Here is a 20848-nt window from a genome sequence, read left to right as displayed (position 1 = left end):
CTCCCCCGGCCGGCCCCGCGGGCCGGCCCCCCCCACCGCCCCCCGGTCCGCGCGGGGCCGACCCGGGGGGGGCGGGGGCCACGGCCGGCAACCCCCCGCCCCCGCGTGGTTCGCGTAGGGTCAGCGGCTCACGTAGATGCTGTCCATGAACTCGATGATCTGACGGTCGGTCAGACGCTGGCCGTCGCGGTGGCCCATGGCGAGGTCGGCCTCGCTGATCATGCCGACCAGCTTGCCGTTCTCGATCACCGGCATGCGGCGGATCTGGTGCTGCTCCATCTTCTTCAGCACCGCCTCCATGTCGTCGCCGGCCTTGACGCAGTGCAGGTGGCCGGCCATGTCCATGGCCTTCATGGTCGACGGGTCCTTGCCGGCCGCCAGACACTTCACCACGATGTCGCGGTCGGTGATGATGCCCTTGAGCATCTTGTCCGGGCCGCAGATGGGGAGGGCGCCGACGTCCAGGTCGCGCATCATCTGCGCGGCGGCCATCAGGGTCTGGTCGGCGTCGATGCACTGGGCACCGCGGTGCATGATGTCACTGGCTGTGGTCACGAGAGGTCCTCTCGGTCGTCCGCGGGGGCGGCCGCCGGTCGCGGCCGCGACGGCCCGCGGAACGTGATGGTGCGATCACCATATGCATCCCGCTGCGGGGTCGCGCGCGGAGCGGAAGGGCGGCTGCGGCAGAATCTCCCCAGGTACCGGCCGTCCGGACGGTGCCGTTCGTACCGGTCCGCCGTCCTCGGAGCCGTCACCCGTTCGGCGGTGCGCGGCGGTGGCCACCAGGGAGGGAACCCCATGGCCCGTCGTCCCGGCAGCCGGCCGCCCGCCGCGGCCGCACCGGTCACCGTCACCGTCTGCCGCGGCTGCTGCTGCGGCACGACCGCCAAGCACCCCGGGGTCGACCACGCCGGTCAGCTGGCCCGGCTCCGCGAGGGCGTCGGTGACGCCGGCAAGGTCCGCGCCGTGGACTGCCTGGACGCCTGCGGGCACTCCAACGTCGTGGTGGTGGGCCCGTCCGCCGAGGGCCGCCTCGCCGGCGGCCGGCCGGTCTGGCTCGGCTGGGTGCTCTCCGAGGACATGATCGACGAGGTCGTGGAGTGGGTGAAGGCCGGCGGCCCGGGCGTTGCACCCGCGCCGGGCACCCTGGACCTCCAGGAGTTCACCGTCTCCCGCCGGGTCCGCGCGAACGTCCCCGGCTGACGGTCAGGCCGCCGCCCGCGCCGCCCCGTTCGGCCACACCACCAGGACGGGCACGCCGGCCCGCCGGGCGGTGGCCACCATGTCGGCGGTGCCGCCGAGGCCGCGGCCCGGCAGCCCGTCCCAGACCGCGACCACCAGGTCGGCCCGGCGCAGCAGTTCGGCGTTGGCCGCCTGGTAGGCGGCGTCCGACTGTTCCCGGTACGGCAGGGCGACCGCCTCGGCGGCGGCCGCGAACAGCCGGTCGAAGGCGGGGCGGTCCGGCTCGGCCAGCCAGCGCCGGTAGTGCGGCGAGGGCAGCACGGCGACCAGGCGCCCGCCCGCCGCCAGCACGGCCTCGGCGAACAGCGAGTCGGCCCCCGGGGCGAGGCAGGACAGGCCGGTCAGCCCGGACGGCGGATGGCCGGCCAGCAGCGCCCGCAACTCCGCCCGTACCAGCGGCACGGTCTCCGCGGAGAGGTCGAGGTGTCCGGTCACCGCGATCGCCGTCATCCCGTCCTCACCGGTCGCCGCCGCCGTCGGGCCCGTGCGGGCCGAGCCGCAGGTTATCGCGGTGGCGGCTGCCATGCTGGGCGCATGGCGGAACTCGACGGGCGGCCGGTCACGGCCGCCGAACTGCAGGCGCTGGCGCTCACCAACTACGGCCACTTCACCACGATGCGGGTGGCGGACGGCCGGGTCCGCGGGCTGCGGCTGCACCTGGACCGGCTCGACCGGGACTGCCGGGAGCTGTTCGGCACCGCCCTCGACCTGGAGCGCGTCCGCACGTACGCACGCCGGGCGGCGCCCCCGGCGGGGGAGGCGGTCGTGCGGGTGACGGTCTTCGACCCGGAGCTCGACCTCGGACGGATCGGCGCCCGGGCCCGCCCGCGGGTGCTGGTGACGACCCGTCCGGCCGGGCCGGCCGGGCTGCCGCCGCTGCGCGTGCGCACCGTCCGCTACGAGCGGGACGCCCCGCACATCAAGGGGGTGGGCCTGTTCGGGGCGCTGCGGGAGCGGCGGGCCGCACAGGCGGCCGGCTACGACGACGCGCTGTTCACGGACGCCTCGGGGGCGGTCTCCGAGGGCGGCACCTGGAACATCGGCTTCGTCCGCGGCGGCGAGGTGGTCTGGCCGGAGGCCGAGGTGCTGCGCGGCACCACCATGGAGCTGCTGCAGGCCGCCCACCCGTGGCGGGCCGAGCGGGTGCCCGGCCCGGACGGCTTCGAGGCGGCGATCGCCGCCAACGCGGTGGTCGGCGTCCGGGCGGTGACGGCGGTGGACTCGACCGCCCTCGCCGCGGCGCACCCGGTGCTGGAAGCCCTGCGGGCGGCGTACGGGGCGGTGCCGGAGGACCGGTTGTAGGGCTTGCCGTTCGAGGCGGTCGGGCGCCCCCGGGGGCGCGTGGGGGCACCTCCCCGCACCCCCGAGGGGCCGGCCGGTGCTCAGGCGTTGTGTTCGGCCTGGGCCATCCAGGAGTACTTCTCCAGGTCGGCGGTGAGGCCGATCAGGATGTCCTGGCTGACCGGGTCCGGCTCGCCGGTGGCGTCGATCCGGGTGCGCATCCGCCCGATCACGGCGCCGAGGGCGGCCACCAGGGTGGCCACCGTGTCGGTGTCCTGGATGCGTCCGGCGTCGGGGGCGGTGATGCCGCTGGTCTCGGCGACGGTGCGGGAGCGGCCGTCCGGGGAGACGCCGATGGCCGCGGCCCGCTCGGCCACAGTGTCGGCGTGCACCCGGGCCAGGGCGACGACCTCGTCCAGCTGCAGGTGGACGGAGCGGAACCGCGGGCCGACCACGTTCCAGTGCAGCTGCTTGGCGACCAGGGAGAGGTCGACCAGGTCGACCAGGGCGCCCTGCAGCGCCTCGCCGACCACGGTGCGGTCGGCGTCGGGCAGCGGGCTGTTGATTGCGTACATCGGGGCTGCTCCTCGGGGGTCGGATCTGCCCGTCAGCCTCTCACACGGAATCGGTCCAATCGGACATGTGTCACTTTTCGCCGAAGGCATGCCGGACGCCGCCCAGCAGGTGCGCCCGGAAGCACGCGTCCCGGTAGGCCTCCGGGGCGTGGCCGATCGAGGTGTAGAAGGTGGGGGCGCCGTCGTGCTCGCCGGACCAGGCGATCGGGTGGTCGGGGCCCATCAGGCCGCCCTCGTAGCCGTCCTCGTCGACGGTGAGCAGTACCCGTGCGCCCAGCTCGCGCGGATCGGTGCGGAAGTTGTACCACTCGTCGGTCCACGTCCAGGACGGCGGCAGGTGGGAGGTGGCGGGGTGGCCGCTGTCGGCGGTGCGGACGGTGGCGGTCTGGATCGGCGGGTGGCTGTGGAAGCGGGCGCCGACCAGGCCCTCGTACCAGGGCCACTCCAGCTCGGTGCCGGCCGCGCAGTGCACGCCCATCCAGCCGTTCCCGGCGGTGAGGTGGGCGTGCAGGGCGTCCCGGCCCGGCTCGTCCAGGACCTCGCCGCCGGTGGAGAGGAAGACCACGGCGGCGTAGCGGCGCAGCGATCCCGGCCGGAACTCCGAGGGCTCGTCGGTGGCGTCGACCTCGAAGCCGTGGTCCGCGCCGAGTTCGCGCAGGGCGCGCACGCCGTCGACGACGGACTCGTGCGGGAAGAGCAGATTGCGGGTGTGGATCAGAATCCTGGCGGTCATGGGCCTCGATCCTGCCGCAGCGGGTGCCGGGCGGGGGAGTGCTTGCACGAACCGTGCGCGGAAGCGCACCCGATCCGTGCGCGGTCCGGCAAGTCCGGCGGTCGGACGGTCCGGTAGGTCCCGCCGCCGGACGGGAGCGCCCCCGGCAGCCGGGTTCTGCGGTTGCCGGGGGCGAGGTGAGGGGCGGTCAGCCGGCGAAGGCGACCGCGGCGAGGCGCAGCGCCCCGCGCAGCACCAGGTGCACCTCCTGGACGCCCTTGGCGGGGGCGGCGAGTTCGGCCCGGACGGCCGTCCAGTCGTAGCGGCCGCCGGTGGCGGGCACCGCGATCCGGGTGACGGCGCCGCCGGCGTGCACCTCGACGGCCGCCGGGCCGGGGCGCTGCGGGAGACGGTGAGTTCGGCGGTGAGCAGCGGGTCCTCGGCGTAGCCCTCCTCGTTGCGGCCCCACAGCGGGTGGCGCAGCGGGTCGACCACCGGGGCCCAGACGTTGAGGCCGATGCGGGCGCGTCCGGGGGCGGCGGGCCGTTCGTGGAAGGCGCGGACCTCGGTGGAGACGGCCTCGCCGACCCTGCGGAGCGGCTCGCGGTCCCAGGTGGCGCCGAGGCCGACGGCCTGCGGGAAGGACGTGGCCGGGCCGAGCCAGGAGACGCCGTGCAGGGCCTCGGTGCCGGTGGTGCGGGCGGCGAGGCCGAGCCGGGGGATCGCGGGGGCGTGCTGGTGCAGCAGCGCGATCTTCTCCTCGGTGGTGAGCCGGGTGAGGAGGTCCTCGACCCGCCGGCGGGCGGGCAGCCGGGCGTCGCGGTAAAGGGCGTCGGGCCATGGATGGTCCTCCGGTGCGGCTCTGGAGCGGTGCTGACGCTTCACGAGGTGGTCGGTCGAAGCGCTTCGAAGTTGGCAGTGCCGCTGCGGGCTGTCAAAACGTCCCCGACCGCCGGCGGAGTGGGCGGCGCGGGTGTTCCTACTGGCCCAGACCGATTTTCCGGCGCCGCAGGTCGGTGTCTGAAGCGGCCGAGCGGCCTGTGTCGGTGTCAAGTCCTGAACTGAGAAGCTCGTGCAAACCCTTGTGCGTCGGCCTCGGCTGGCCTAGCCTCGGCGCGAAGTTGAAGCGCTTCGACAGTGCGACGGACCACCCCCGCACCGGAGCCGCGCGTCCCCCGCACCACGCACCCCCGCAAGCCCCCGCACCGGCCGCACCGCGCCCGCCCGCACCACCACACGAGGAAGGGCTCCACCCGCCATGACCAGCGCTGACGGAGTCGGCTCCACCCCCCGTACCTCCCGCAGCACCTTCCTCGGCGCCGCGGCCACCGCGGTCACCGGCGGCAGCCTGCTGACGGCCTGCTCCTCCGGCACCGGCCGGTCCAGCGGCAAGGGAGGTGTCGCCACCGGCAGCGCCCTGCAGAACGCCCTGCCCGCCTTCGCCGCCTCCGCCCTCGTCACCCCGGACATCCCGGGCGCCAACGGCTCCACCAGAAGGGCATGCTGATCGGCGCCGTCAAGGGCTGAACAGCGAGAGGCCGAGCAGCGCGAGGCTGCACTTCGAGAGGCTGCTCTCCGAAAGGACCCCCATGCCGTCCCTTGCCGACACCACCCGCGGCCGCATCCTCTTCGGCGGTGACTACAACCCCGAGCAGTGGCCCGAGGAGACCCGGCCCGAGGACGTCCGGCTGATGCGCGAGGCCGGTGTCACCACCGTCACCGTCGGCGTCTTCTCCTGGGCCCGGCTCGAACCCACCCCTGGCGCCCGCGAGTTCGAGGTGACCGCCTCCTTCGCCGACGGCACCCCCGCCGCCACCCGGCGCGGCCGCGCCCACCACCTCGCCACCCTGCCCGAACCCGCCGTCCTGCGGCGGCTGCTCACCGACGCCGCCGACGCCGCCGGCGTGCACCCCGAACTGCCCGGCCTCCCCGACGGAGTGGAGGCCGTCCGGCGCGGCGGACTGCTCTTCGTGCTCAACCACACCGCCGCCCCGGTGCACCTGCCCCTGTCCGGCCCTCACCGGAACCTGCTGACCGCCCGCGACACCGCCGCCCTGCACCTCGCCCCCCACGGCGCGGCGGTGCTGCGACCCATGTGACCGACAGGACTCCGCCATGCCCGACGCCCCCACGCACGGCATCCACGACACCGCGCCCGCCGACCGCTGGGAGGACGCCTACCTCGGCGGCAACGGCCGGCACGGCGTCCTCGTGCACGGCCGCACCGAGGACGAGCAGCTGGTGATCACCCACCACGACCTGGTCCGCCCCGACCCCGCGAGCGGCGCCGAGCCGCCGCTGCTCGCCCCGGTGCTCGGCGCCGTCCAGGACGCACTGCTGGCCGGCCGGCAGCAGGAGGCCGTGGCCGCCTTCGGCGGCGACTGGGAGCCCCGGTACGTCCAGCCCTTCCACCCGGGCTTCGCCGTCCGCATCCGCCGCCCGGCCGCCGGGGCCGACGGCTACCGGCGCAGCCTCGACTTCCGCACCGGCGTCGCCTCCGCCGAGTGGCGCGAGGCCGACGGCTGGTGGCGCTCCGAGTCCTTCGTCTCCCGCGCCGACGACGTGGTGGTGCACCTGCTCACCGCCCCCACCGGCGGCACCGTCGAGGCCGAGGTCTGCCTGGACACCCGGCTGCCCGGCGCCCCGGAGGACCTGCGCGCCGCCGTCCGCTCGGTCTACCGCCCCGCCGAGATCCCCGCGCCCGAGGCGGACGCCCCGCGCGACACCGCACTGCTGCGGCTGCGCGTGCGCTACCCCGACAGCGAACTCGGCTACCGCGGCGCCACCCGGCTGATCGCCCCCGGCGGCACCGTCCGCTGCGACGGCCCGCGGGTGCACGTCACCGGCGCCCACCAGGTGCTGCTGCTCACCCGCACCGCCCGCGGCCCGGTCGCCGAACCCGGCGGCCGCCTCGGCCGCCTCGACACCGGTCTCTACGCCCTGCCCGACGACCACGAGGAACTGCTGCACCGCCACCTCGAGCTGCACACCGGGGCGTACGACCGGGTGAGTCTCGACCTCGGCGCCCCGGAGGCCGACCGCGACCTGCCCTCCGGCGAACTGCTCGCCCGCCAGGAGCAGGACCCCTCCACCCTGCAACTCGCCCTGCTGGAATCGCTGTTCGCCGCCGGCCGGTACCACCTGCTGGCCTCCTCCGGGGACCGCCCGCCGCGGCTGTGCGGCCTGTGGACGGGAGACTGGGACACCGCCTGGGGCGGCGCCTTCACCACCAACGCCAACCTCAACCTGCAACTCGCCGGAGCCGCCGCCGCAGGGCTGCCCGAGGCCTCGCTGGCCCTGGCCGCCCTCGTCCGCGACCAGCTGCCGGACTGGCGCACCAACGCCCGCCGCCTCTACGGCACCCGCGGCGCCGTCGCCCCCGCCCACACCGACGGCACCAACGGCCTGCAGTACCACTTCAACCACAGCTGGGCGCACCACCTGTGGACGGCCGGCGCCGACTGGCTGCTGCACCCGCTGCTGGAGCACGCCGAGACCACCGGCGACACCGCCTTCCTCACCGGCGAACTGCTGCCCGCCCTGCTGGAGACCGCCGCCTTCTACGAGGACTTCCTCACCCGCACCGGCCCCGACGGCCGGATCGCCGTCGTCCCCTCCTACTCGCCGGAGAACCACCCCGTCGACCCGGCCACCGGCGAACCGGCGCCCGCCGCCGCCTCGGTCAACGCCACCATGGACATCGCCGCCGCCCGGCACGCCCTCACCACCGCCGCCGACCTCGCCGAACGGCACCGGGCCGCCCCCGCCGCCCGCACCGCCGGCTGGCGGGCGCTGGCCGCCCGGTTGCCCGACTACCGGGTCAACGAGGACGGCGCACTCGCCGAATGGGCCTGGCCCGGCCACCGCGACGGCTACCACCACCGGCACGTCAGCCACCTCTACCCGGTCTGGCCGCTCGACGAGATCACCCCGGACACCACCCCCGAACTCGCCGCCGCCGCCCGCACCGCCCTGCTGCTGCGCGGCGACGAGAACCGCTCCGGCCACGGCCACCTGCACCGCGCGCTGGCCGCCGCCCGGCTCGACGACGTCGGCCTGGTCACCCGCCAGCTCGCCCAACTGCTCGTCGGAGGCTTCTTCTTCCGCTCCCTGATGAGCAGCCACTATCCGCAGCGGGGCGTCTTCAACGCCGATGTGGCGCACGCCCTGCCCGCCGTGCTCATCGAGATGCTGCTCCGCTCCCGCCCCGCCCGAGGCGGTCGCCCGGCCCACCTCACCGTGCTGCCCGCGCTCCCCGCGGCGGTGCCGCACGGCCGCCTCACCGGCGTACGCACCCGCTTCGGCGCGGTGGTCGAGGAGCTCGCCTGGTCGCCGCAGCAGGTCACCCTGGCCCTGCGGGCCGACCGGGCCTGCACGGTCGAACTGCGGATCGCCCCGCTCCACGAGGAAGGTGCGGAGCTGCTGGACCTGGCACCGGGCCGGCTGCACACCTGCACCGTGGAGCTCTGACCGGAGTCCCGGGCCCGCCCCTCCGCACGCAGGGGGAGGGGCGGGCCCGGGGGTTGCTCAGCCCAGTTTGGCGAGTTCGGCGGCGAGTTCGTCGCTGTGGCGGAAGGTCAGTCCGGCCAGGGCGACGTGCTTCCAGCGGACGGTCAGATCGGCGTCCAGGATGAACACCGAGCGGCGCAGGCCGAGTCCGGGCACCGCGATGCCGTACGCCTTCGCCACGGTGCGGTCGGTGTCGGCGAGCAGCGGGAAGGCGATCCGGTGCTTGCGGGCGAACTGCTCGTGGCTGTCCAGGCCCTGCGGGCTGATGCCCCAGACGGTCGCGCCGAGGCCGGCGAACCGCTCCAGGTCGGAGGTGTACTCGCAGAGCTGCTTGGTGCACACCGGCGTGTCGTCGCCGGGGTAGAAGACCAGCACCAGCGGCCCCGCGCCCTTGGCGTCGGTGAGCCGGTACTCCTGCCGCCGGGAGGTGTCCCCGTCGAGCAGCAGGCCGGGCAGGGCGAAGTCGGGGGCCTGGGTTCCGGCCTCGGGCGGCTTGGGCATGGCTGTCCCTTCCAGGGCATCGGATAGACAGACCTGTCTGTCTACGCGAGCCCGATGCTAACCCGCGCGTCCGGCCGGTGCGAGGGCGCCCCCGCACCGCCGTCTGGGCTGCGGGCCCGCTACTGCCGGTAGGTCGCCAGGAAGCGCCCGATCCGGCTGATGGCCGTCTCCAGGTCGTCGGCCCGGGGCAGGGTGACGAAGCGGAAGTGGTCCGGCCGCGGCCAGTTGAAGCCGGTCCCCTGGACGACGTGGATCTTCTCCCGGAGCAGCAGGTCCAGGACGAACTTCTCGTCGTCGACGATCTTGTGCACCTCGGGGTCCAGCCGCGCGAAGGCGTACAGCGCACCCTTCGGCTTGACGCAGCTGACGCCCGGGATCTCGTTCAGCGCCCGGTGGGCGACGTCGCGCTGCTCGGTGAGGCGGCCGCTCGGCAGCGTGAGGTCGTCGATCGACTGGTGGCCGCCGAGCGCCGCCTGCACCGCGTACTGCGCCGGCACGTTGGGGCACAGCCGCATGCCGGCCAGCATGGTCAGGCCCTCCAGGTAGTCCGAGGCCTGCTGCTTGGGACCGGAGACGGCGAGCCAGCCGCTGCGGAAGCCGGCCACCCGGTACGCCTTGGAGAGGCCGTTGAAGGTGAGGGTGAGGACGTCGTCGGCGAGCGCGGCGAGGCAGTGGTGCTCGGTGCCGTCGTAGAGGATCTTGTCGTAGATCTCGTCGGCCAGCACCATCAGGCCGTGCCGGCGGGCGAGGTCGAGGATGCCCTCCAGCAGTTCCTTCGAGTAGACGGCGCCGGTCGGGTTGTTGGGGTTGATGACGACGATCGCCCGCGTCCGGTCGGTGATCTTCGAGGCGATGTCGTCCAGGTCCGGGAACCAGTCGGCCTGCTCGTCGCAGAGGTAGTGCACCGCGCGGCCGCCGGCGAACCGAACCACCGCCGTCCACAGCGGGTAGTCCGGCGTGGGGACGAGCACCTCGTCGCCGTCGTCCACCAGTGCCTGGACGGCCATCTGGATCAGCTCGGAGGCGCCGTTGCCCAGGTAGACGTCGTCGACCGTCATCCCGGCGACGCCGCGCTGCTGGTAGTACTGCACCACCGCGCGGCGGGCCGGCAGGATGCCGCGGGAGTCGCTGTAGCCGTGGGCGTTCGGCAGGTTGCGGATGATGTCCTGCAGGATCTCCGGCGGCGCCTCGAAGCCGAACGGCGCCGGGTTGCCGGTGTTCAGCCGCAGCACGCTGTGCCCGGCCTCCTCCAGGGCGTTCGCCTGGTCGACCACCGGCCCACGGATCTCGTAGCAGACGTCCTTGAGCTTGCTGGACTGCCGAAACTCCACTGCGGCCTCCCGACCTCGCCTCTGGTTGCTTTGTTCTACCAAGTAACCACTTGGAAAGTCCAACCTTTTGGCTATGCTGATCCCCATGCCACGCCGAAGCTACGACCAGTACTGCGCCGTCGCCCGCGCCCTGGACGCGGTGGGGGAGCGCTGGAGCCTCCTGATCGTCCGTGAACTCCTCGGCGGGCCCCGCCGCTACACCGACCTGCACGCCGACCTGCCCGGCGTCTCCACCGACATCCTCGCCGCCCGGCTCAAGCAGTTGGAGAGCGAGGGCCTGGTCGAGCGCCGCCGCCTGGAGCGCCCCGCCAACGCCTCGGTGTACGAGCTCACCCCGCGCGGACACGCGCTGCGCCCCGTCCTGGACTCGCTCGCCGCCTGGGGAGTCGACGACCTCGGCGAACCGCGCCCCACCGACGCCGTCCGCGAGCACTGGTACACCGCAGCCGCCCGCTGACCGCCGATCAGGCGCGGGCCGCGCCCGCCCCCGGTGTGTCCCGCGCCCTGGCATGCCCGCCCCGCCCTAGGGTTGGCGGCGGGAGGCTGCACATGGCACGGGTCGTCACGCAGGCGTCGATGTCGCTGGACGGTTTCATCGCGGACCACTCCGACCAGGTCGGACCGCTGTTCGACTGGTACGGCAACGGGGACGTCGAGTTCACCGGCGCCGACCCGGACCGGGTCTTCCGGGTCTCCGCCACCAGCGCCGCCTACCTGCGTTCGGCCTGGTCGAACGTGCGCGCCGGGGTCATCGGGCGCCGCCTGTTCGACATCACCAACGGCTGGGACGGCCGCCCGCCGGTCGGCGAAGCCGTCTTCGTGGTCACCCACAACCCGCCGGAGGACTGGGACTTCCCCGACGCGCCGTTCACCTTCGTCACCGGCGGCCCGGCCGAGGCCATCGCGCTGGCCAAGGAGTACGCCGGGGACGGGGACGTCTCCCTCACCCCCGGCGACATCGGCGGCCAGGCCTTCGCGGCAGGGCTGGTGGACGAGGTCAGGGTCGACCTGGTCCCGGTCGTCTTCGGCGCCGGCGTCCACTACTTCGGCCGGTACACCGGCTCGCCGCTGATGCTCGACGACCCCGACATCGTGCAGGGCGACCGCGTCACCCACCTGCACTACCGGGTCCGCCGGAGCTGACCGGGGTGCGTCCTGCGGCTCAGCCGCGCCCGGTGGCCGAGCCGCCCTCCGCGGCGGAGCGCAGTGCGGCGTCGGCCGCCCGGAACTCCTCCTCCAGCAGCCCGCCGTTCGCCGCCAGGACGTCGGCCGCCATCGAGCCCGAGAAGCTCTCGCTGTTCACCACCCGGGTGCCCGCGCCGTCCGGGACCAGCTCGAAACTGTGCCGACCCCACAGCAGCCCCGGCATCCCGCCCTCCCAGGCCAGCAGCCGCGGCGCCTCGGCCGCCACCACCGTGCCCTCGGCGGAACGCTCCTGCGGGGTGCCGGCGGCGATCCGCATGGCGAGGGCGGCCCCTGCCCGCGGCTCGCCCCGGAGGATCTCCAGGCTCGGATGCCACGTGTCGTAGCGGTCGAACGCGGTGAGCACCTCCCAGACCCGCTCCGGCGGGGCGGCGACGGTGACGGTGGTGCTGATCGTGTGGCCGTCCGTACGGCTCTCATTTTCCTGCATGGCCGTGCAGCATAATGGGCGGGCGGCAGGACCGCATCCGATAAACTCCGGACCATCGCAGGGATCAAGGGACAGACGCAGCAGCGCGGCATCGAACGGCGACGGCTCATCGTCGATGCCGCCGTCGAGCTGTTCGGACGCAACGGCTACCGCGGCACCGGCGTCGCCGCCGTCGCGGAACGGGCCGGCATCACGCCCTCCGCCGTCATCCACCACTTCGGCTCCAAGGACCGGCTGCTGCAGGCCGTCCTCGACGAGTTCGACGCCCGCGCCGCCGCCCGCCTCGCCCACCACCTCGACGGCGGACTCACCGGACTGGTCGCCGCCCTGCTCGACGACGCCGACCACATGACCCGCCACCCCGGGCTCGCCACCCTGCACACCGTCCTGCAGGCCGAGCACCTCGCCGACGGCGACTCCCCGGTGCACGTCCGCTTCCGGGAACGCAGCAGACTGCTCCGCCGCCACATCGCCGACACCGTCGGCACCGCCCACCGGCTCGGCCGCCTCCCCGCCGCCACCGACCCCGAGGCCGCCGCCGCCGAACTCCTCGCCTTCCTCGAGGGCGCCCTCACCCTCTGGCTCCTCGACCCGGAGACCGTCGACCTGGTCGCCCTCTACCGCGGCTACCTCAACCGCACCTTCCCGCCGGAAGCCGACTGAGGGGCGCCGGGCCGCGCCCCTCGGGGTGCCCGAGTGCGTCGGCCCGGTGCACAGGCCGGGCCTCAGAACCCCGTGACGCCGTCGGTGTGTTCGCGGAGCAGGTCGGCGTGGCCGTTGTGGCGGGCGTACTCGGACACCAGGTGGAAGAGCACCAGGCGCAGCGAGTGCTCCTCGCCGTCGAGCACGAAGGTGTCGTCGAGGGACGCGGCGGCCAGGATTCCGTCCGCGATCCGGCGCTCCTCCAGGAGCCGTGCGTAGTCCTCCTCGGCCCGGGACGGGTCCAGCTCCTCGAAGTCGGCGTCCTTCGACGGGCTCTCCGAGAACAGCCGCGGGACCGGCTCGGCGGCGAACCGCTGGCGGAACCAGGTGCGTTCGACCTTGGCCAGGTGGCGGATCAGGCCGAGCAGGGAGAGGTTCGAGTCCGGCAGGGGCCGCAGCGCCAGCTGTTCGCCGGTCAGCCCCTGGCACTTGGTCAGGAAGGTGTCGCGCTGCCACGCGAGGTAGCCGGTGAGCATTTCGCGCTCGCCGGCCACGAGCGAGCCGCCGGTACGGGTGACGTCGGGTGCGGTCCAGGTCATGTCCGGATCATGCCGCCCGGCCGTACCGCCGCGCCAGCCCCTTTCCCCGCGCGAGGCGGTACACCGCGCCGTACACCAACAGCGCCGCCCCGGCGCCCGCCAGCGAACCGAAGGCCACGGTCGGGACCAGCTCGAACGCGGGTGCGTCCCCGGGCAGTCGGGACCAGCGGACGATCCGCAGCACCGTCCCGACCGCGGCGGCCGCCCCGATCCAGCAGAACACCGCCCACCGCGCCCGCGCCCCCAGTGCCGGCACGACTGCGGCCGCGGCCCCGTCGGCGGACCGCCGCCGCACCTCCCGCACCAGCCACAGCACGAGCACACCCAGGGCCACCGCCGAGGAGCCGTACTGCACCGCCGTGTACAGCGGGCGGCCCGCGACCACCGTGTGCTCCAGGGCGGGGAACAGACGCGCTCCGGCGCGGCCGGGGTGGGTGAAGGCGTCCCATCCGACGTGGGTGGCGGCGCCGACCGCCGCGGAGACCGCGAACCACCACACCTGCCGCGGCGATCGCAGCGCGGCCGGTGCCGGCAGTGCTGCGACCGCCGCCCACCGTGCGGGCAGCAGCGCGAGCAGCGGCTCCCGCAGCAGCCCGCGCCACAGCGCCACCGCCGCGGCGGCGAGCAGCACGTCCACCGTCGCCACACCCCACCAGGCGTGCGTCACCGCGCCCAGGCCGAACGCCCCCGGTACCACCGAGTCCGCGAAGTAGGGCGCGTCCGGCACCGTGGAACCGGCCACCAGGGCGGCGGCGACCAGCGGGCCGCGACCCCGCCCACGGGCGATCAGCGGAAGAACGGCGGCGGGATGGCTGAAGGTGAACGGCACGCGCCCACGATAGGGCGTGCCTGCCGAGGTGCACGGGTGACCGCTCGGGGCACGTGGGGGCACCTCACGGCCGAAGGCCGACGGAGAACCGCGCGATCCGGATGCGGGCCGTACTGTGCGCCGGTGACGGGGAGTTGACGGTGCGCCGGATATCTCCTAACGTGACCACCCGGCGCACCGAGCGCCCACCCCGCACCGTGCGGAGAAGGGAGGCACCGCGATGTACACCATTCACACACCGGCGCTTCCCCACGGAGTCGACCGGGCCGCCTAGAGCACACGACGTGCCTGCGGTCGGGGAGCGCCTGCCGACACTGCTTCGGAGGCAGCGTGCGCATCCGCCCCACCGTCGAGTCCGATCTCGACGAGGTTCTCTCCTGCACCGTCACGGCCCCGGTCAGCTGGGCCGACCCCGATCGCTACCGCCGCTTCCTCGCGGACGGCAGCTACCGCCCCGCCCACACCTGGATCGCCGAGGACGAAGCGGGCCGGCTGATGGCCCGCGCCGTCTGGTGGACCTTCCCGACCGGCGACCGGCCGCTCGCCCTGGACTGCATCTGGGTGGACGACTCGGTGGCCGACCCCGCCGCGCTGGCCGCGGAGCTGCTCACCACCGCCCATGCGGCCTTCCCCGCGGGGGAGTTGCCGGAGTACCACCTGTTCCTGCCACCGGCCTGGCGGGACGACCCGGCCGTCCTGGCCGCGGTGGAGTGGCGCCGGGACGTCGCGGCCCGAGCCGGGCTGACCGAGGAGCTGGAGCGGCTCCGATACGAGTGGACGCCGGATGCCCCGGTGCCCGCCGACAGCGGGCGGCTGGTCTTCTCGGAGGCCTCGGACGAGGAGTTCGTCGAGGTGTTCCGGCGGGTCGCGGCCGGCAGTCTGGACGACGACACCCGGCGCGGCCTGCTCCGCCTGGACCCGCAGGCGCAGGCCGAGGAGACCCTCGCCGACTACCTCCGGATGCCCGGTGACCGCTCCTGGTGGCGGCTGGCCAGGACCCCGGAGGGGGTGCCGGCCGGGTTCGCCCTGCCGTCGGCCAACAACGGCGGCCCGGTGGTGGGTTACCTCGGGGTCGTCCCGGAGCTGCGCGGCCGGGGGCTGGTCGACGAACTGCTCGCCGAGATCACCCGGAGCCATGCGGCCCGCGGTGCGGCGCGGATCGGGGCCGACACCGACTTCGGGAACACGCCGATGGCGGCTTCGTTCGACCGCGCGGGATATCGGAACTTCGGTGTCCGGCTGGTGTTCTCGGGCCCTGCGTCGGCGGCCTGACGGATCGTCGGGTCACCGGCCCGGCCGAACCTTAAGACAGTCTTAGGTATCTCCGAAATTGCGCCGCCCGTCATGATTGAGAGTGATATTGCACCTACTCTGTGCAATTTCACTATTTGACGGGGCGTCTAACGACAGATCACGAAACATAACGTTTCTATAAAGTCGTATGCGAAGGCGGCGGCGGGTCGGTCTGGACCAATCCGTCGCCGTCGACCCAACTCGACTTCTCCACAAAGCATTTGGCGAACCGGCCAGTCGAATTGTGGAGACGTTGAACCCCGTACTTCTTCGCGCGTAGAACACGGGCGGCCCCACCGTTCCGAGGTTCTGGCAGTATTCCCGGCACTCAACCCCTCTCAAGGAATGAGGTGTGGTTTGTCCGGTCGTAGAAGAGCGGTCAAGCGGCGGCGCAACACCCGCGTGATGCTGGTGGCAGCCGCCGTGGCCGCGGCGGGGGTCTTCGTGGGCAGCGCTGCCATGGGCGGCGCCTTCACCGACGAACGGAGCACGGCTGCGGCCGGCGTCTCCGCCGACGGTGCCGCGCCGGCCTCCGATCCCGCGCACGACAAGGCCCCCGAACCGGTGGCCTCGATACCCAGCAACGACCCGCCGCGCGGCCTGGTGTACACCGGCCTCAAGGCCGCCCCCAAGGGCGACAAGTGCGTCGGCGTGCTGAAGACGGCCCAGGGCAACTGCACCCACGGCCCCGACTCCCCGCCCAAGGGCGTGGACATCAAGAAGGACACCGCCCCGGCGGTGAAGACCGAGGAGCCCGCCGCCGACCCGAGCCGCACCGGCTCGACCGGCCAGGCCGCGCAGGCCCCGGCGGCCGGTGCGGAGGCGGCCGTCGACGCCGCCGCCCAGCCTGCGGCCGCCGCGGCCCCGGCCCCTGCGGCGAGCACCCAGCCCGGCCGCACCGCGGCCGCCGGCCCCGCGGGCCAGACCGTCCAGTGCGACGGCGACGGCAGCACCGGCAACCGCGTCCAGGTGGTCTACGTGCACGGCCCCGGCAAGGACCGGTACGCGCAGTACGCCGCCTCGTTCCGCAAGTGGGCCGCGGACGCCGACACCATCTACTTCGCCAGTGCCCAGGAGACCGGCGGCGTCCGGCACATCCGGTACGTGACCGCGGCGGACTGCACGCCGTCCGTGCTCAACGTCGAGCTCCCGGACTCGGCGCTGGCCGAGTTCAGCGCGATGAACTCCGCGCTGTCGCAGAAGGGCTTCAACCGCAAGGACCGCAAGTACATGGTCTTCGCGGACGCCAACGTCTACTGCGGCATCGGCACCTTCGCCGGCGACGAGCGCCCGACCCAGGACAACCTGTCCAACTTCGGCCCCTCGTACGGCCGGACGGACTCCGGCTGCTGGGGCGGCTCCACCGCGGCGCACGAGCTCGGCCACAACCTCGGCGCGGTCAACAACAGCGCGCCGAACACCAGCCGCGGCGCGCACTGCACCGACGAGTGGGACGTCATGTGCTACTCCGACTCGCCCTACTACCCGGCGATGCGCACCGTCTGCCCCGAGCGCGGCCACGACGAGCGCCTGGACTGCAACCACGACGACTACTACAACACCAGTCCGAAGCCCGGCAGTTACCTGGCCACGCACTGGAACGTCGCCGACAACCGGTTCCTGATGACCGGCGGCGGCACCAACCCGAACCCGAACCCGAGCCCGTCGCCGACCTCCTCGCCGACCCCGTCGCCCAAGCCGAGCCCGACCGGCCCGACCGGCACCACCGGCCCGGACCCGACGGTCGGCCGACTCGCCTCGGACTCCGCCGTCCTCAACTGGCCCGCGGTCAACGGCGCCGAGTGGTACCAGGTCCGGCTGAACGGCAACTTCCTCACCTGGGTCCAGCAGAACTCGGTGCGCATCTACAACCTGCGCCCGGACACCGACTACAAGGTCTCGGTGGCGTTCCGCGACCGCTCCGGCAAGGACTCCGCGCCCGGCCGCACCGTCGCCTTCCACACCCCGAAGGCCGGCGCCACCACCACGCCCACCCAGGCGTACACCATGGTCAACGGCACCACCGGCCTCGCCGCCGAGGTGTGGGGCGGCAAGTCCGCCGACGGCACCGTGCTGGTCGCCTCCCAGCCCAACGGCTACGCGGGCCAGCGCTGGTACTTCGACGACGCCGGCAGCGGCTACGCCCGGATCCGCTCCGCGGTCTCCGGCAAGTGCCTGCAGCTCGGCGGCGCCGCCTCCGCCGGCCAGTGGGTGCACCAGCAGCCCTGCAACGGCTCCAACACCGCGCAGCAGTGGCGGATCGCGACGGCCGGCAGCGGCCTGACCGTCACCGCCAAGGGCAGCTCGCTCGTCCTCGGCATCAGCAGCCGGCCGTACTACGGCACCTGGCTGATGGAACTCCAGGACCCGGCCGGCTCCGGCTACCACAGCTGGACCGTCCAGAAGGCGTCCTGACGCTCCGCCGCGCAACCGGGGGCCCGCGCGCAGCCGCGGGCGGGCCCCCGCCGCACCACCGACTGCCCCAGGAGCGAACGCCCATGCGCACTCTCCGTACCGCGGTGGCCTGCACCGTCCTCACCGGCCTGCTCACGCTCGGCCCGGCCGCGACGGCACACGCCCACGGCGACACCATCCGCCTCACCGTCACCGGTTCGACCACCGGGCACCCGCTCGCCACCGCCGTGTGGGAGAACGACCAGGACCCGGTCGACGAGCGGATCGCGGGCACCTTCTCCGCGACCGCCCCCGACGGCAGCACCGTCGGACCCTGGCCGCTGGTGGCCGTGCCCGGCAAGCCCGGCACCCTCACCACCGAACAGGCCCTGCCGCCCGGCCACTGGACCGTCACCGCCGAGACCGCCTTCCCCGGGCTCGGCCGCTACCAGGGCACCCTGGACGTGCCGGTGAGCGACCCGCCGGGCTCCGCCCCGTCGACCGGGCCGACCACCCGCACCGCCGGGCCGACCACCGGCACCTCCCGGGCACCGTCCGGCTCGCCGGGCGCGGTCACCGACCCCGTCCCGGCCGGCACCGCGGCCACCGGGAGCCCGGCACCCTCGGCGGCCGGCAGCGACCGCCCGGCCTGGCTGCTCGCCCTGGCGGGCCTCGGCACCGCCGTCCTCGCGGGCGGCGCGGTGACCGTCGCCGTCCGCATCCTGCGGCGCTCCGCCCGGACCTGACGGCCGGTCGGCCACGACGGGCACCCCACAGGCCCGCCCCCTTCGCACGGCGCTGCGGCCGCGCACCCGCGCCGCCGCACCCGTGCCTCCAGTCCCCGCGCCCGTGCGCACGCCCGGCCGGGCACACCCCGGCCCCGGGCGCCTCCGGTTCACCCGACCCGCCGCCGGCCACCCCGGCGGCCCGGGCCGGACCCTCGGATCAAGGAGCACCATGCACAAACTCCGCGCGTCCCGCCGCAGGAAGACACTGCTGGCCGCGATCGTCGCCGCACTCTCCGGAGCCCTGCTCTTCGGCATCGGCGTCTTCGCCCAGGCCGACACCGCCACCGGCACCGTGACCGCCGGCCAGGGCGGCTTCCGCACCATCAACCAGCGCGCCCAGCCGTCGCTGACCGCCAAGGTCACCGGCAGCTCCGCGGTCGGCGACCGCGTCCCCACCGCCTGCCGCACCACCGGCGACCGGGTCGAGAACAACACCCGCTGGATCTGGTCCGGCACCTACTACATCGCCGACGCCTTCATCAAGGAGAACACCAACAACCTGCAGGTCTGCGGCTCGACCACCCCGACCGGCACCGCCAGGACCCTCAACATCGGCATGCAGAAGCAGGTCAGGACCCAGTGGTGCTGGGACGCCTCCGGCGTGACCATCGCCAACTTCTGGGGCCGCACCGCCACCCAGGAGGAGTTCTGCCGGCTCGCCGCCCAGGGCACCTGGGTGAACTGCAACAACCAGCCCGCGACGCTGGAGGACATGGCGAACGGCCTGGCCCGGCTGGGGATGTCCAACAGCGGCCGCAGCCTGTACCGCAATGCCTCGTTCGCCGAGTCCACCACCGAGATCGCGGCCGGCCGCCCGTTCGCCGTCCGGATCGGCTGGCGCACCGGCGGCGGCCACATGAACGTCGTCTACGGCTACGACAGCGCCAGCAACATGATCGCCGTCGGTGACCCCTGGCCCAGCACCCAGACCTACACCTGGTGGAACTACAACACCTACTCCAGCAACAACTCGTTCCAGTGGACCCACTCCCGCATCGGCATCCACGGCTGAGGAGACGACAGATCGTGCCCATCACACCGCAGCTCCGCCGCACGGCCGTGCTCGCCGCCGGCGCCGCACTCGCCCTGCTCGCCTCCGCGTCCCCGGCCCACGCCGACGGGCCAGACCTCGGAACCGCCAAGCAGGTCCTGCAGTCCGGCCAGGTCCGGGACACCGTCTCCCGCTTCCTGGTCGCCACCCGGCAGCCCGGCGCCCCGGCCGCCGCAGCCGCCGACGGCGGCACCGTCGGCGCCCCGCGCAGTGACGCCGCCCCCGCCGGACCGCCCGCCTTCGACCTGAAGGATCCGGTCGCGCTGTACGAACTCGCACCCGAGTTCGTCTCCGGCAAGGCGAAGCCCACCGCCGAGAACGCCCTGCGGCTGTCCTACCTGGCCTCCCGGGTCGCCGCCGCCGACGGCCACCGCGCCTCCGTGCTGCTCGCCCCGCAGGACCGGGACCGCAGCTGGCAACTGGCCGGCATCCGGGACGGCGACAGCGAGGTCTCCCTCGCCGAGCAGGGCACCGACCGGGCCCGCACCTTCACCGAGCCGCAGATCCACGCCTGGTACCGGCTCACCGACAAGGGCCAGGTCGAGGCGCTCAACCAGGAGGCGACCACCGGCCTCGGCGGGCGCCGCAGCACCACCCTGGCCGCCTACCAGAAGCTCGTCACCGCCCGCTACGGCGACAAGCTGCCCGGTTCGGCCTACGACCGCAAGGGCCTGGCCGGCGGCTACCCCGGCCTCGACGAGTCCGCACCGCCGGCCGCCGGCACCGCCCCGGTGGCGGCCGCCGCAGCCGACCGCGCCCCGGCCGGGCCGGCCACCGCGTGGTGGGCCGCAGCGGCAGCCGCCGTGCTCGCCCTCGCCGGCGGCGCCGCCGTCCTGATCCGCCGCCGCTCCGCCGGCACCCGCTGAGCGGACCCGGACCCGCCGGCGCCGCGGCCACCGTCCTGTCCGGCGGCCGCGGCGCCGGCGCCCCCGCGAACGGGGCCGACACCGGCCGGGTTGCGGTGCGAAGCCCGCCCCCGCGGCCGATCCTGGGAGGGCAAGCCCCGCACAGTCCGCCCAGGGAGACCATCCATGACCATCGCCGGAGACTGGTACAACGAGTTCGGCTCGCACATGCGGCTCACCGCCGACGAGTCCGGCGGACTCACCGGGACGTACGTCTCGGGCGCCGGACACGTCGCCGGACCGTACGACCTCACCGGATGCCAGGACACCCCCGCCCGGCCGGGCCACGGCACCGCCGTCGGCTGGACGGTCGCCTGGCGCAACGAGCAGGGCGACGCCGGCTCGGTCACCAGCTGGAGCGGCCAGTACCTGGACGGCGACGACACCATCCTCGCCACCTGGCTGCTCACCCGGTCGGCCGCCGCCTCCGACGTCTGGGAGTCCACCGTCGTCGGCCAGGACGTCTTCACCCGCCGGGCACCCAGCCCCGAGGAGATCGAACGCCACCTCCGCGGCCGCCGCCCCGCCTCCCACCCCAGCTGACGCACCACCCCCGGGGGCGC

The 20848-nt window shown here is 74.3% G+C and carries 23 protein-coding genes and 4 pseudogenes; 16 read left to right on the top strand and 11 right to left on the bottom strand.

Annotated features, from left to right (window positions below):
• Positions 1 to 120: 120 nt before the first annotated feature.
• Positions 121 to 555: a CBS domain-containing protein gene (locus AB0M03_RS23300; protein ID WP_363493826.1), complete on the bottom strand. Its 435-nt coding sequence runs from the start codon at positions 553 to 555 to the stop codon at positions 121 to 123.
• A 243-nt stretch (positions 556 to 798) separates the two neighbouring features.
• Here AB0M03_RS23300 and AB0M03_RS23295 point away from each other — a divergent pair, with 243 nt between their 5' ends.
• On the top strand, positions 799 to 1203 hold the full coding sequence (locus AB0M03_RS23295) for a (2Fe-2S) ferredoxin domain-containing protein (protein WP_363493824.1): 405 nt from the start codon (positions 799 to 801) through the stop codon (positions 1201 to 1203).
• Positions 1204 to 1206: 3 nt separating this feature from the next.
• Here AB0M03_RS23295 and AB0M03_RS23290 read toward each other — a convergent pair whose 3' ends face one another.
• The gene (locus AB0M03_RS23290) at positions 1207 to 1692 is read right to left on the bottom strand and encodes a hypothetical protein (protein WP_363493837.1); all 486 of its coding nucleotides are present in this window, start codon (positions 1690 to 1692) and stop codon (positions 1207 to 1209) included.
• Between the two features lie 84 nt (positions 1693 to 1776).
• Between AB0M03_RS23290 and AB0M03_RS23285 the strand changes: the two genes are divergently transcribed.
• Positions 1777 to 2544, top strand: coding sequence for an aminotransferase class IV (locus AB0M03_RS23285; RefSeq protein WP_363493822.1), 768 nt, complete (start codon positions 1777 to 1779; stop codon positions 2542 to 2544).
• An 80-nt stretch (positions 2545 to 2624) separates the two neighbouring features.
• On the opposite strand, the gene AB0M03_RS23280 is transcribed toward AB0M03_RS23285, so the two are convergent.
• The 4 genes and pseudogenes from AB0M03_RS23280 to AB0M03_RS23265 all read right to left on the bottom strand — a co-directional run.
• A complete protein-coding gene (locus AB0M03_RS23280) occupies positions 2625 to 3098 on the bottom strand; it encodes a DNA starvation/stationary phase protection protein (RefSeq protein ID WP_363493820.1) in 474 nt (157 codons plus the stop codon).
• Positions 3099 to 3168: 70 nt separating this feature from the next.
• On the bottom strand, positions 3169 to 3831 hold the full coding sequence (locus AB0M03_RS23275; RefSeq protein WP_363493836.1) for a ThuA domain-containing protein: 663 nt from the start codon (positions 3829 to 3831) through the stop codon (positions 3169 to 3171).
• 187 nt (positions 3832 to 4018) lie between these two features.
• Positions 4019 to 4186 carry a hypothetical protein gene (locus AB0M03_RS23270; RefSeq protein WP_363493838.1) on the bottom strand — a complete coding sequence of 56 codons (168 nt, stop codon included), beginning with the start codon at positions 4184 to 4186 and terminating at the stop codon, positions 4019 to 4021.
• Between the two features lie 47 nt (positions 4187 to 4233).
• Positions 4234 to 4695, bottom strand: a pseudogene (locus tag AB0M03_RS23265) (glycoside hydrolase family 3 N-terminal domain-containing protein); the annotation flags it as partial.
• Positions 4696 to 5068: 373 nt separating this feature from the next.
• Between AB0M03_RS23265 and AB0M03_RS23260 the strand changes: the two are divergent.
• The 4 genes and pseudogenes from AB0M03_RS23260 to AB0M03_RS23245 all read left to right on the top strand — a co-directional run bounded on the left by AB0M03_RS23260 (position 5069) and on the right by AB0M03_RS23245 (position 8280).
• The gene (locus tag AB0M03_RS23260; protein WP_363493819.1) at positions 5069 to 5317 is read left to right on the top strand and encodes a hypothetical protein; all 249 of its coding nucleotides are present in this window, start codon (positions 5069 to 5071) and stop codon (positions 5315 to 5317) included.
• Positions 5318 to 5399: 82 nt separating this feature from the next.
• Positions 5400 to 5585: pseudogene (locus tag AB0M03_RS23255) on the top strand (beta-galactosidase); the annotation flags it as partial.
• Between the two features lie 3 nt (positions 5586 to 5588).
• The gene (locus AB0M03_RS23250; RefSeq protein ID WP_363493834.1) at positions 5589 to 5909 is read left to right on the top strand and encodes a Beta-galactosidase C-terminal domain; all 321 of its coding nucleotides are present in this window, start codon (positions 5589 to 5591) and stop codon (positions 5907 to 5909) included.
• Positions 5910 to 5925: 16 nt separating this feature from the next.
• Positions 5926 to 8280 (top strand): glycoside hydrolase N-terminal domain-containing protein, encoded by a 2355-nt coding sequence (locus AB0M03_RS23245; protein WP_363493818.1) that lies wholly within the window; start codon positions 5926 to 5928, stop codon positions 8278 to 8280.
• A gap of 57 nt (positions 8281 to 8337) precedes the next feature.
• On the opposite strand, the gene AB0M03_RS23240 is transcribed toward AB0M03_RS23245, so the two are convergent.
• Positions 8338 to 8820, bottom strand: coding sequence for a peroxiredoxin (locus AB0M03_RS23240; RefSeq protein ID WP_363493816.1), 483 nt, complete (start codon positions 8818 to 8820; stop codon positions 8338 to 8340).
• A 119-nt stretch (positions 8821 to 8939) separates the two neighbouring features.
• A complete protein-coding gene (locus AB0M03_RS23235) occupies positions 8940 to 10151 on the bottom strand; it encodes a pyridoxal phosphate-dependent aminotransferase (protein WP_363493814.1) in 1212 nt (403 codons plus the stop codon).
• Positions 10152 to 10236: 85 nt separating this feature from the next.
• Between AB0M03_RS23235 and AB0M03_RS23230 the strand changes: the two are divergent.
• Both AB0M03_RS23230 and AB0M03_RS23225 read left to right on the top strand, forming a co-directional pair.
• Positions 10237 to 10590 (top strand): annotated as a pseudogene (locus AB0M03_RS23230) (helix-turn-helix domain-containing protein); the annotation flags it as partial.
• 110 nt (positions 10591 to 10700) lie between these two features.
• The gene (locus AB0M03_RS23225) at positions 10701 to 11294 is read left to right on the top strand and encodes a dihydrofolate reductase (protein ID WP_363493813.1); all 594 of its coding nucleotides are present in this window, start codon (positions 10701 to 10703) and stop codon (positions 11292 to 11294) included.
• 19 nt (positions 11295 to 11313) lie between these two features.
• On the opposite strand, the gene AB0M03_RS23220 is transcribed toward AB0M03_RS23225, so the two are convergent.
• Entirely contained in the window at positions 11314 to 11784 is a 471-nt protein-coding gene (locus tag AB0M03_RS23220) for an SRPBCC domain-containing protein (protein WP_363493833.1), read from the bottom strand.
• A gap of 54 nt (positions 11785 to 11838) precedes the next feature.
• Here AB0M03_RS23220 and AB0M03_RS23215 point away from each other — a divergent pair.
• Together AB0M03_RS23215 and AB0M03_RS23210 are read left to right on the top strand one after the other, a co-directional pair.
• A pseudogene (locus tag AB0M03_RS23215) lies at positions 11839 to 11973 on the top strand (helix-turn-helix domain-containing protein); the annotation flags it as partial.
• A 159-nt stretch (positions 11974 to 12132) separates the two neighbouring features.
• The gene (locus AB0M03_RS23210; protein WP_363493812.1) at positions 12133 to 12447 is read left to right on the top strand and encodes a TetR family transcriptional regulator C-terminal domain-containing protein; all 315 of its coding nucleotides are present in this window, start codon (positions 12133 to 12135) and stop codon (positions 12445 to 12447) included.
• A gap of 62 nt (positions 12448 to 12509) precedes the next feature.
• Here the strand turns inward: AB0M03_RS23210 and AB0M03_RS23205 are convergent, their stop codons facing one another.
• Together AB0M03_RS23205 and AB0M03_RS23200 are read right to left on the bottom strand one after the other, a co-directional pair.
• Positions 12510 to 13025 (bottom strand): DinB family protein, encoded by a 516-nt coding sequence (locus tag AB0M03_RS23205; RefSeq protein WP_363493811.1) that lies wholly within the window; start codon positions 13023 to 13025, stop codon positions 12510 to 12512.
• A 7-nt stretch (positions 13026 to 13032) separates the two neighbouring features.
• The gene (locus AB0M03_RS23200) at positions 13033 to 13854 is read right to left on the bottom strand and encodes a DUF4184 family protein (protein ID WP_363493809.1); all 822 of its coding nucleotides are present in this window, start codon (positions 13852 to 13854) and stop codon (positions 13033 to 13035) included.
• A 330-nt stretch (positions 13855 to 14184) separates the two neighbouring features.
• Here AB0M03_RS23200 and AB0M03_RS23195 point away from each other — a divergent pair, with 330 nt between their 5' ends.
• The 6 genes from AB0M03_RS23195 (at position 14185) to AB0M03_RS23170 (ending at position 20828) form a co-directional block, all read left to right on the top strand.
• Entirely contained in the window at positions 14185 to 15126 is a 942-nt protein-coding gene (locus tag AB0M03_RS23195) for a GNAT family N-acetyltransferase (RefSeq protein ID WP_363493807.1), read from the top strand.
• A 378-nt stretch (positions 15127 to 15504) separates the two neighbouring features.
• Positions 15505 to 17562 carry an RICIN domain-containing protein gene (locus tag AB0M03_RS23190; RefSeq protein WP_363493805.1) on the top strand — a complete coding sequence of 686 codons (2058 nt, stop codon included), beginning with the start codon at positions 15505 to 15507 and terminating at the stop codon, positions 17560 to 17562.
• Positions 17563 to 17645: 83 nt separating this feature from the next.
• A complete protein-coding gene (locus AB0M03_RS23185) occupies positions 17646 to 18287 on the top strand; it encodes a hypothetical protein (RefSeq protein WP_363493803.1) in 642 nt (213 codons plus the stop codon).
• Positions 18288 to 18498: 211 nt separating this feature from the next.
• The gene (locus AB0M03_RS23180; protein ID WP_363493802.1) at positions 18499 to 19341 is read left to right on the top strand and encodes a papain-like cysteine protease family protein; all 843 of its coding nucleotides are present in this window, start codon (positions 18499 to 18501) and stop codon (positions 19339 to 19341) included.
• A 14-nt stretch (positions 19342 to 19355) separates the two neighbouring features.
• Positions 19356 to 20246 (top strand): hypothetical protein, encoded by an 891-nt coding sequence (locus AB0M03_RS23175; protein WP_363493800.1) that lies wholly within the window; start codon positions 19356 to 19358, stop codon positions 20244 to 20246.
• A 165-nt stretch (positions 20247 to 20411) separates the two neighbouring features.
• A complete protein-coding gene (locus tag AB0M03_RS23170; protein ID WP_363493799.1) occupies positions 20412 to 20828 on the top strand; it encodes an avidin/streptavidin family protein in 417 nt (138 codons plus the stop codon).
• The last annotated feature ends 20 nt before the right edge of the window (positions 20829 to 20848 follow it).

The organism is Kitasatospora sp. NPDC051914, from assembly GCF_040680995.1.
Lineage (GTDB): Bacteria > Actinomycetota > Actinomycetes > Streptomycetales > Streptomycetaceae > Kitasatospora.
The sequence above is the reverse complement of the archived record's forward strand: the minus strand, read 5'-3'. Positions and strand labels throughout refer to the sequence as shown.

Bases quoted from the DNA above. Each gene is read 5' to 3' on its own strand.
- AB0M03_RS23210 (WP_363493812.1), top strand. From the start codon at position 12,133: ATGACCCGCCACCCCGGGCTCGCCACCCTGCACACCGTCCTGCAGGCC.
- AB0M03_RS23240 (WP_363493816.1), bottom strand. From the start codon at position 8,820: ATGCCCAAGCCGCCCGAGGCCGGAACCCAGGCCCCCGACTTCGCCCTG.
- AB0M03_RS23185 (WP_363493803.1), top strand. From the start codon at position 17,646: ATGCGCACTCTCCGTACCGCGGTGGCCTGCACCGTCCTCACCGGCCTG.
- AB0M03_RS23225 (WP_363493813.1), top strand. From the start codon at position 10,701: ATGGCACGGGTCGTCACGCAGGCGTCGATGTCGCTGGACGGTTTCATC.
- AB0M03_RS23245 (WP_363493818.1), top strand. From the start codon at position 5,926: ATGCCCGACGCCCCCACGCACGGCATCCACGACACCGCGCCCGCCGAC.
- AB0M03_RS23290 (WP_363493837.1), bottom strand. From the start codon at position 1,692: ATGACGGCGATCGCGGTGACCGGACACCTCGACCTCTCCGCGGAGACC.
- AB0M03_RS23280 (WP_363493820.1), bottom strand. From the start codon at position 3,098: ATGTACGCAATCAACAGCCCGCTGCCCGACGCCGACCGCACCGTGGTC.
- AB0M03_RS23295 (WP_363493824.1), top strand. From the start codon at position 799: ATGGCCCGTCGTCCCGGCAGCCGGCCGCCCGCCGCGGCCGCACCGGTC.
- AB0M03_RS23170 (WP_363493799.1), top strand. From the start codon at position 20,412: ATGACCATCGCCGGAGACTGGTACAACGAGTTCGGCTCGCACATGCGG.
- AB0M03_RS23260 (WP_363493819.1), top strand. From the start codon at position 5,069: ATGACCAGCGCTGACGGAGTCGGCTCCACCCCCCGTACCTCCCGCAGC.
- AB0M03_RS23275 (WP_363493836.1), bottom strand. From the start codon at position 3,831: ATGACCGCCAGGATTCTGATCCACACCCGCAATCTGCTCTTCCCGCAC.
- AB0M03_RS23285 (WP_363493822.1), top strand. From the start codon at position 1,777: ATGGCGGAACTCGACGGGCGGCCGGTCACGGCCGCCGAACTGCAGGCG.
- AB0M03_RS23180 (WP_363493802.1), top strand. From the start codon at position 18,499: ATGCACAAACTCCGCGCGTCCCGCCGCAGGAAGACACTGCTGGCCGCG.
- AB0M03_RS23205 (WP_363493811.1), bottom strand. From the start codon at position 13,025: ATGACCTGGACCGCACCCGACGTCACCCGTACCGGCGGCTCGCTCGTG.
- AB0M03_RS23220 (WP_363493833.1), bottom strand. From the start codon at position 11,784: ATGCAGGAAAATGAGAGCCGTACGGACGGCCACACGATCAGCACCACC.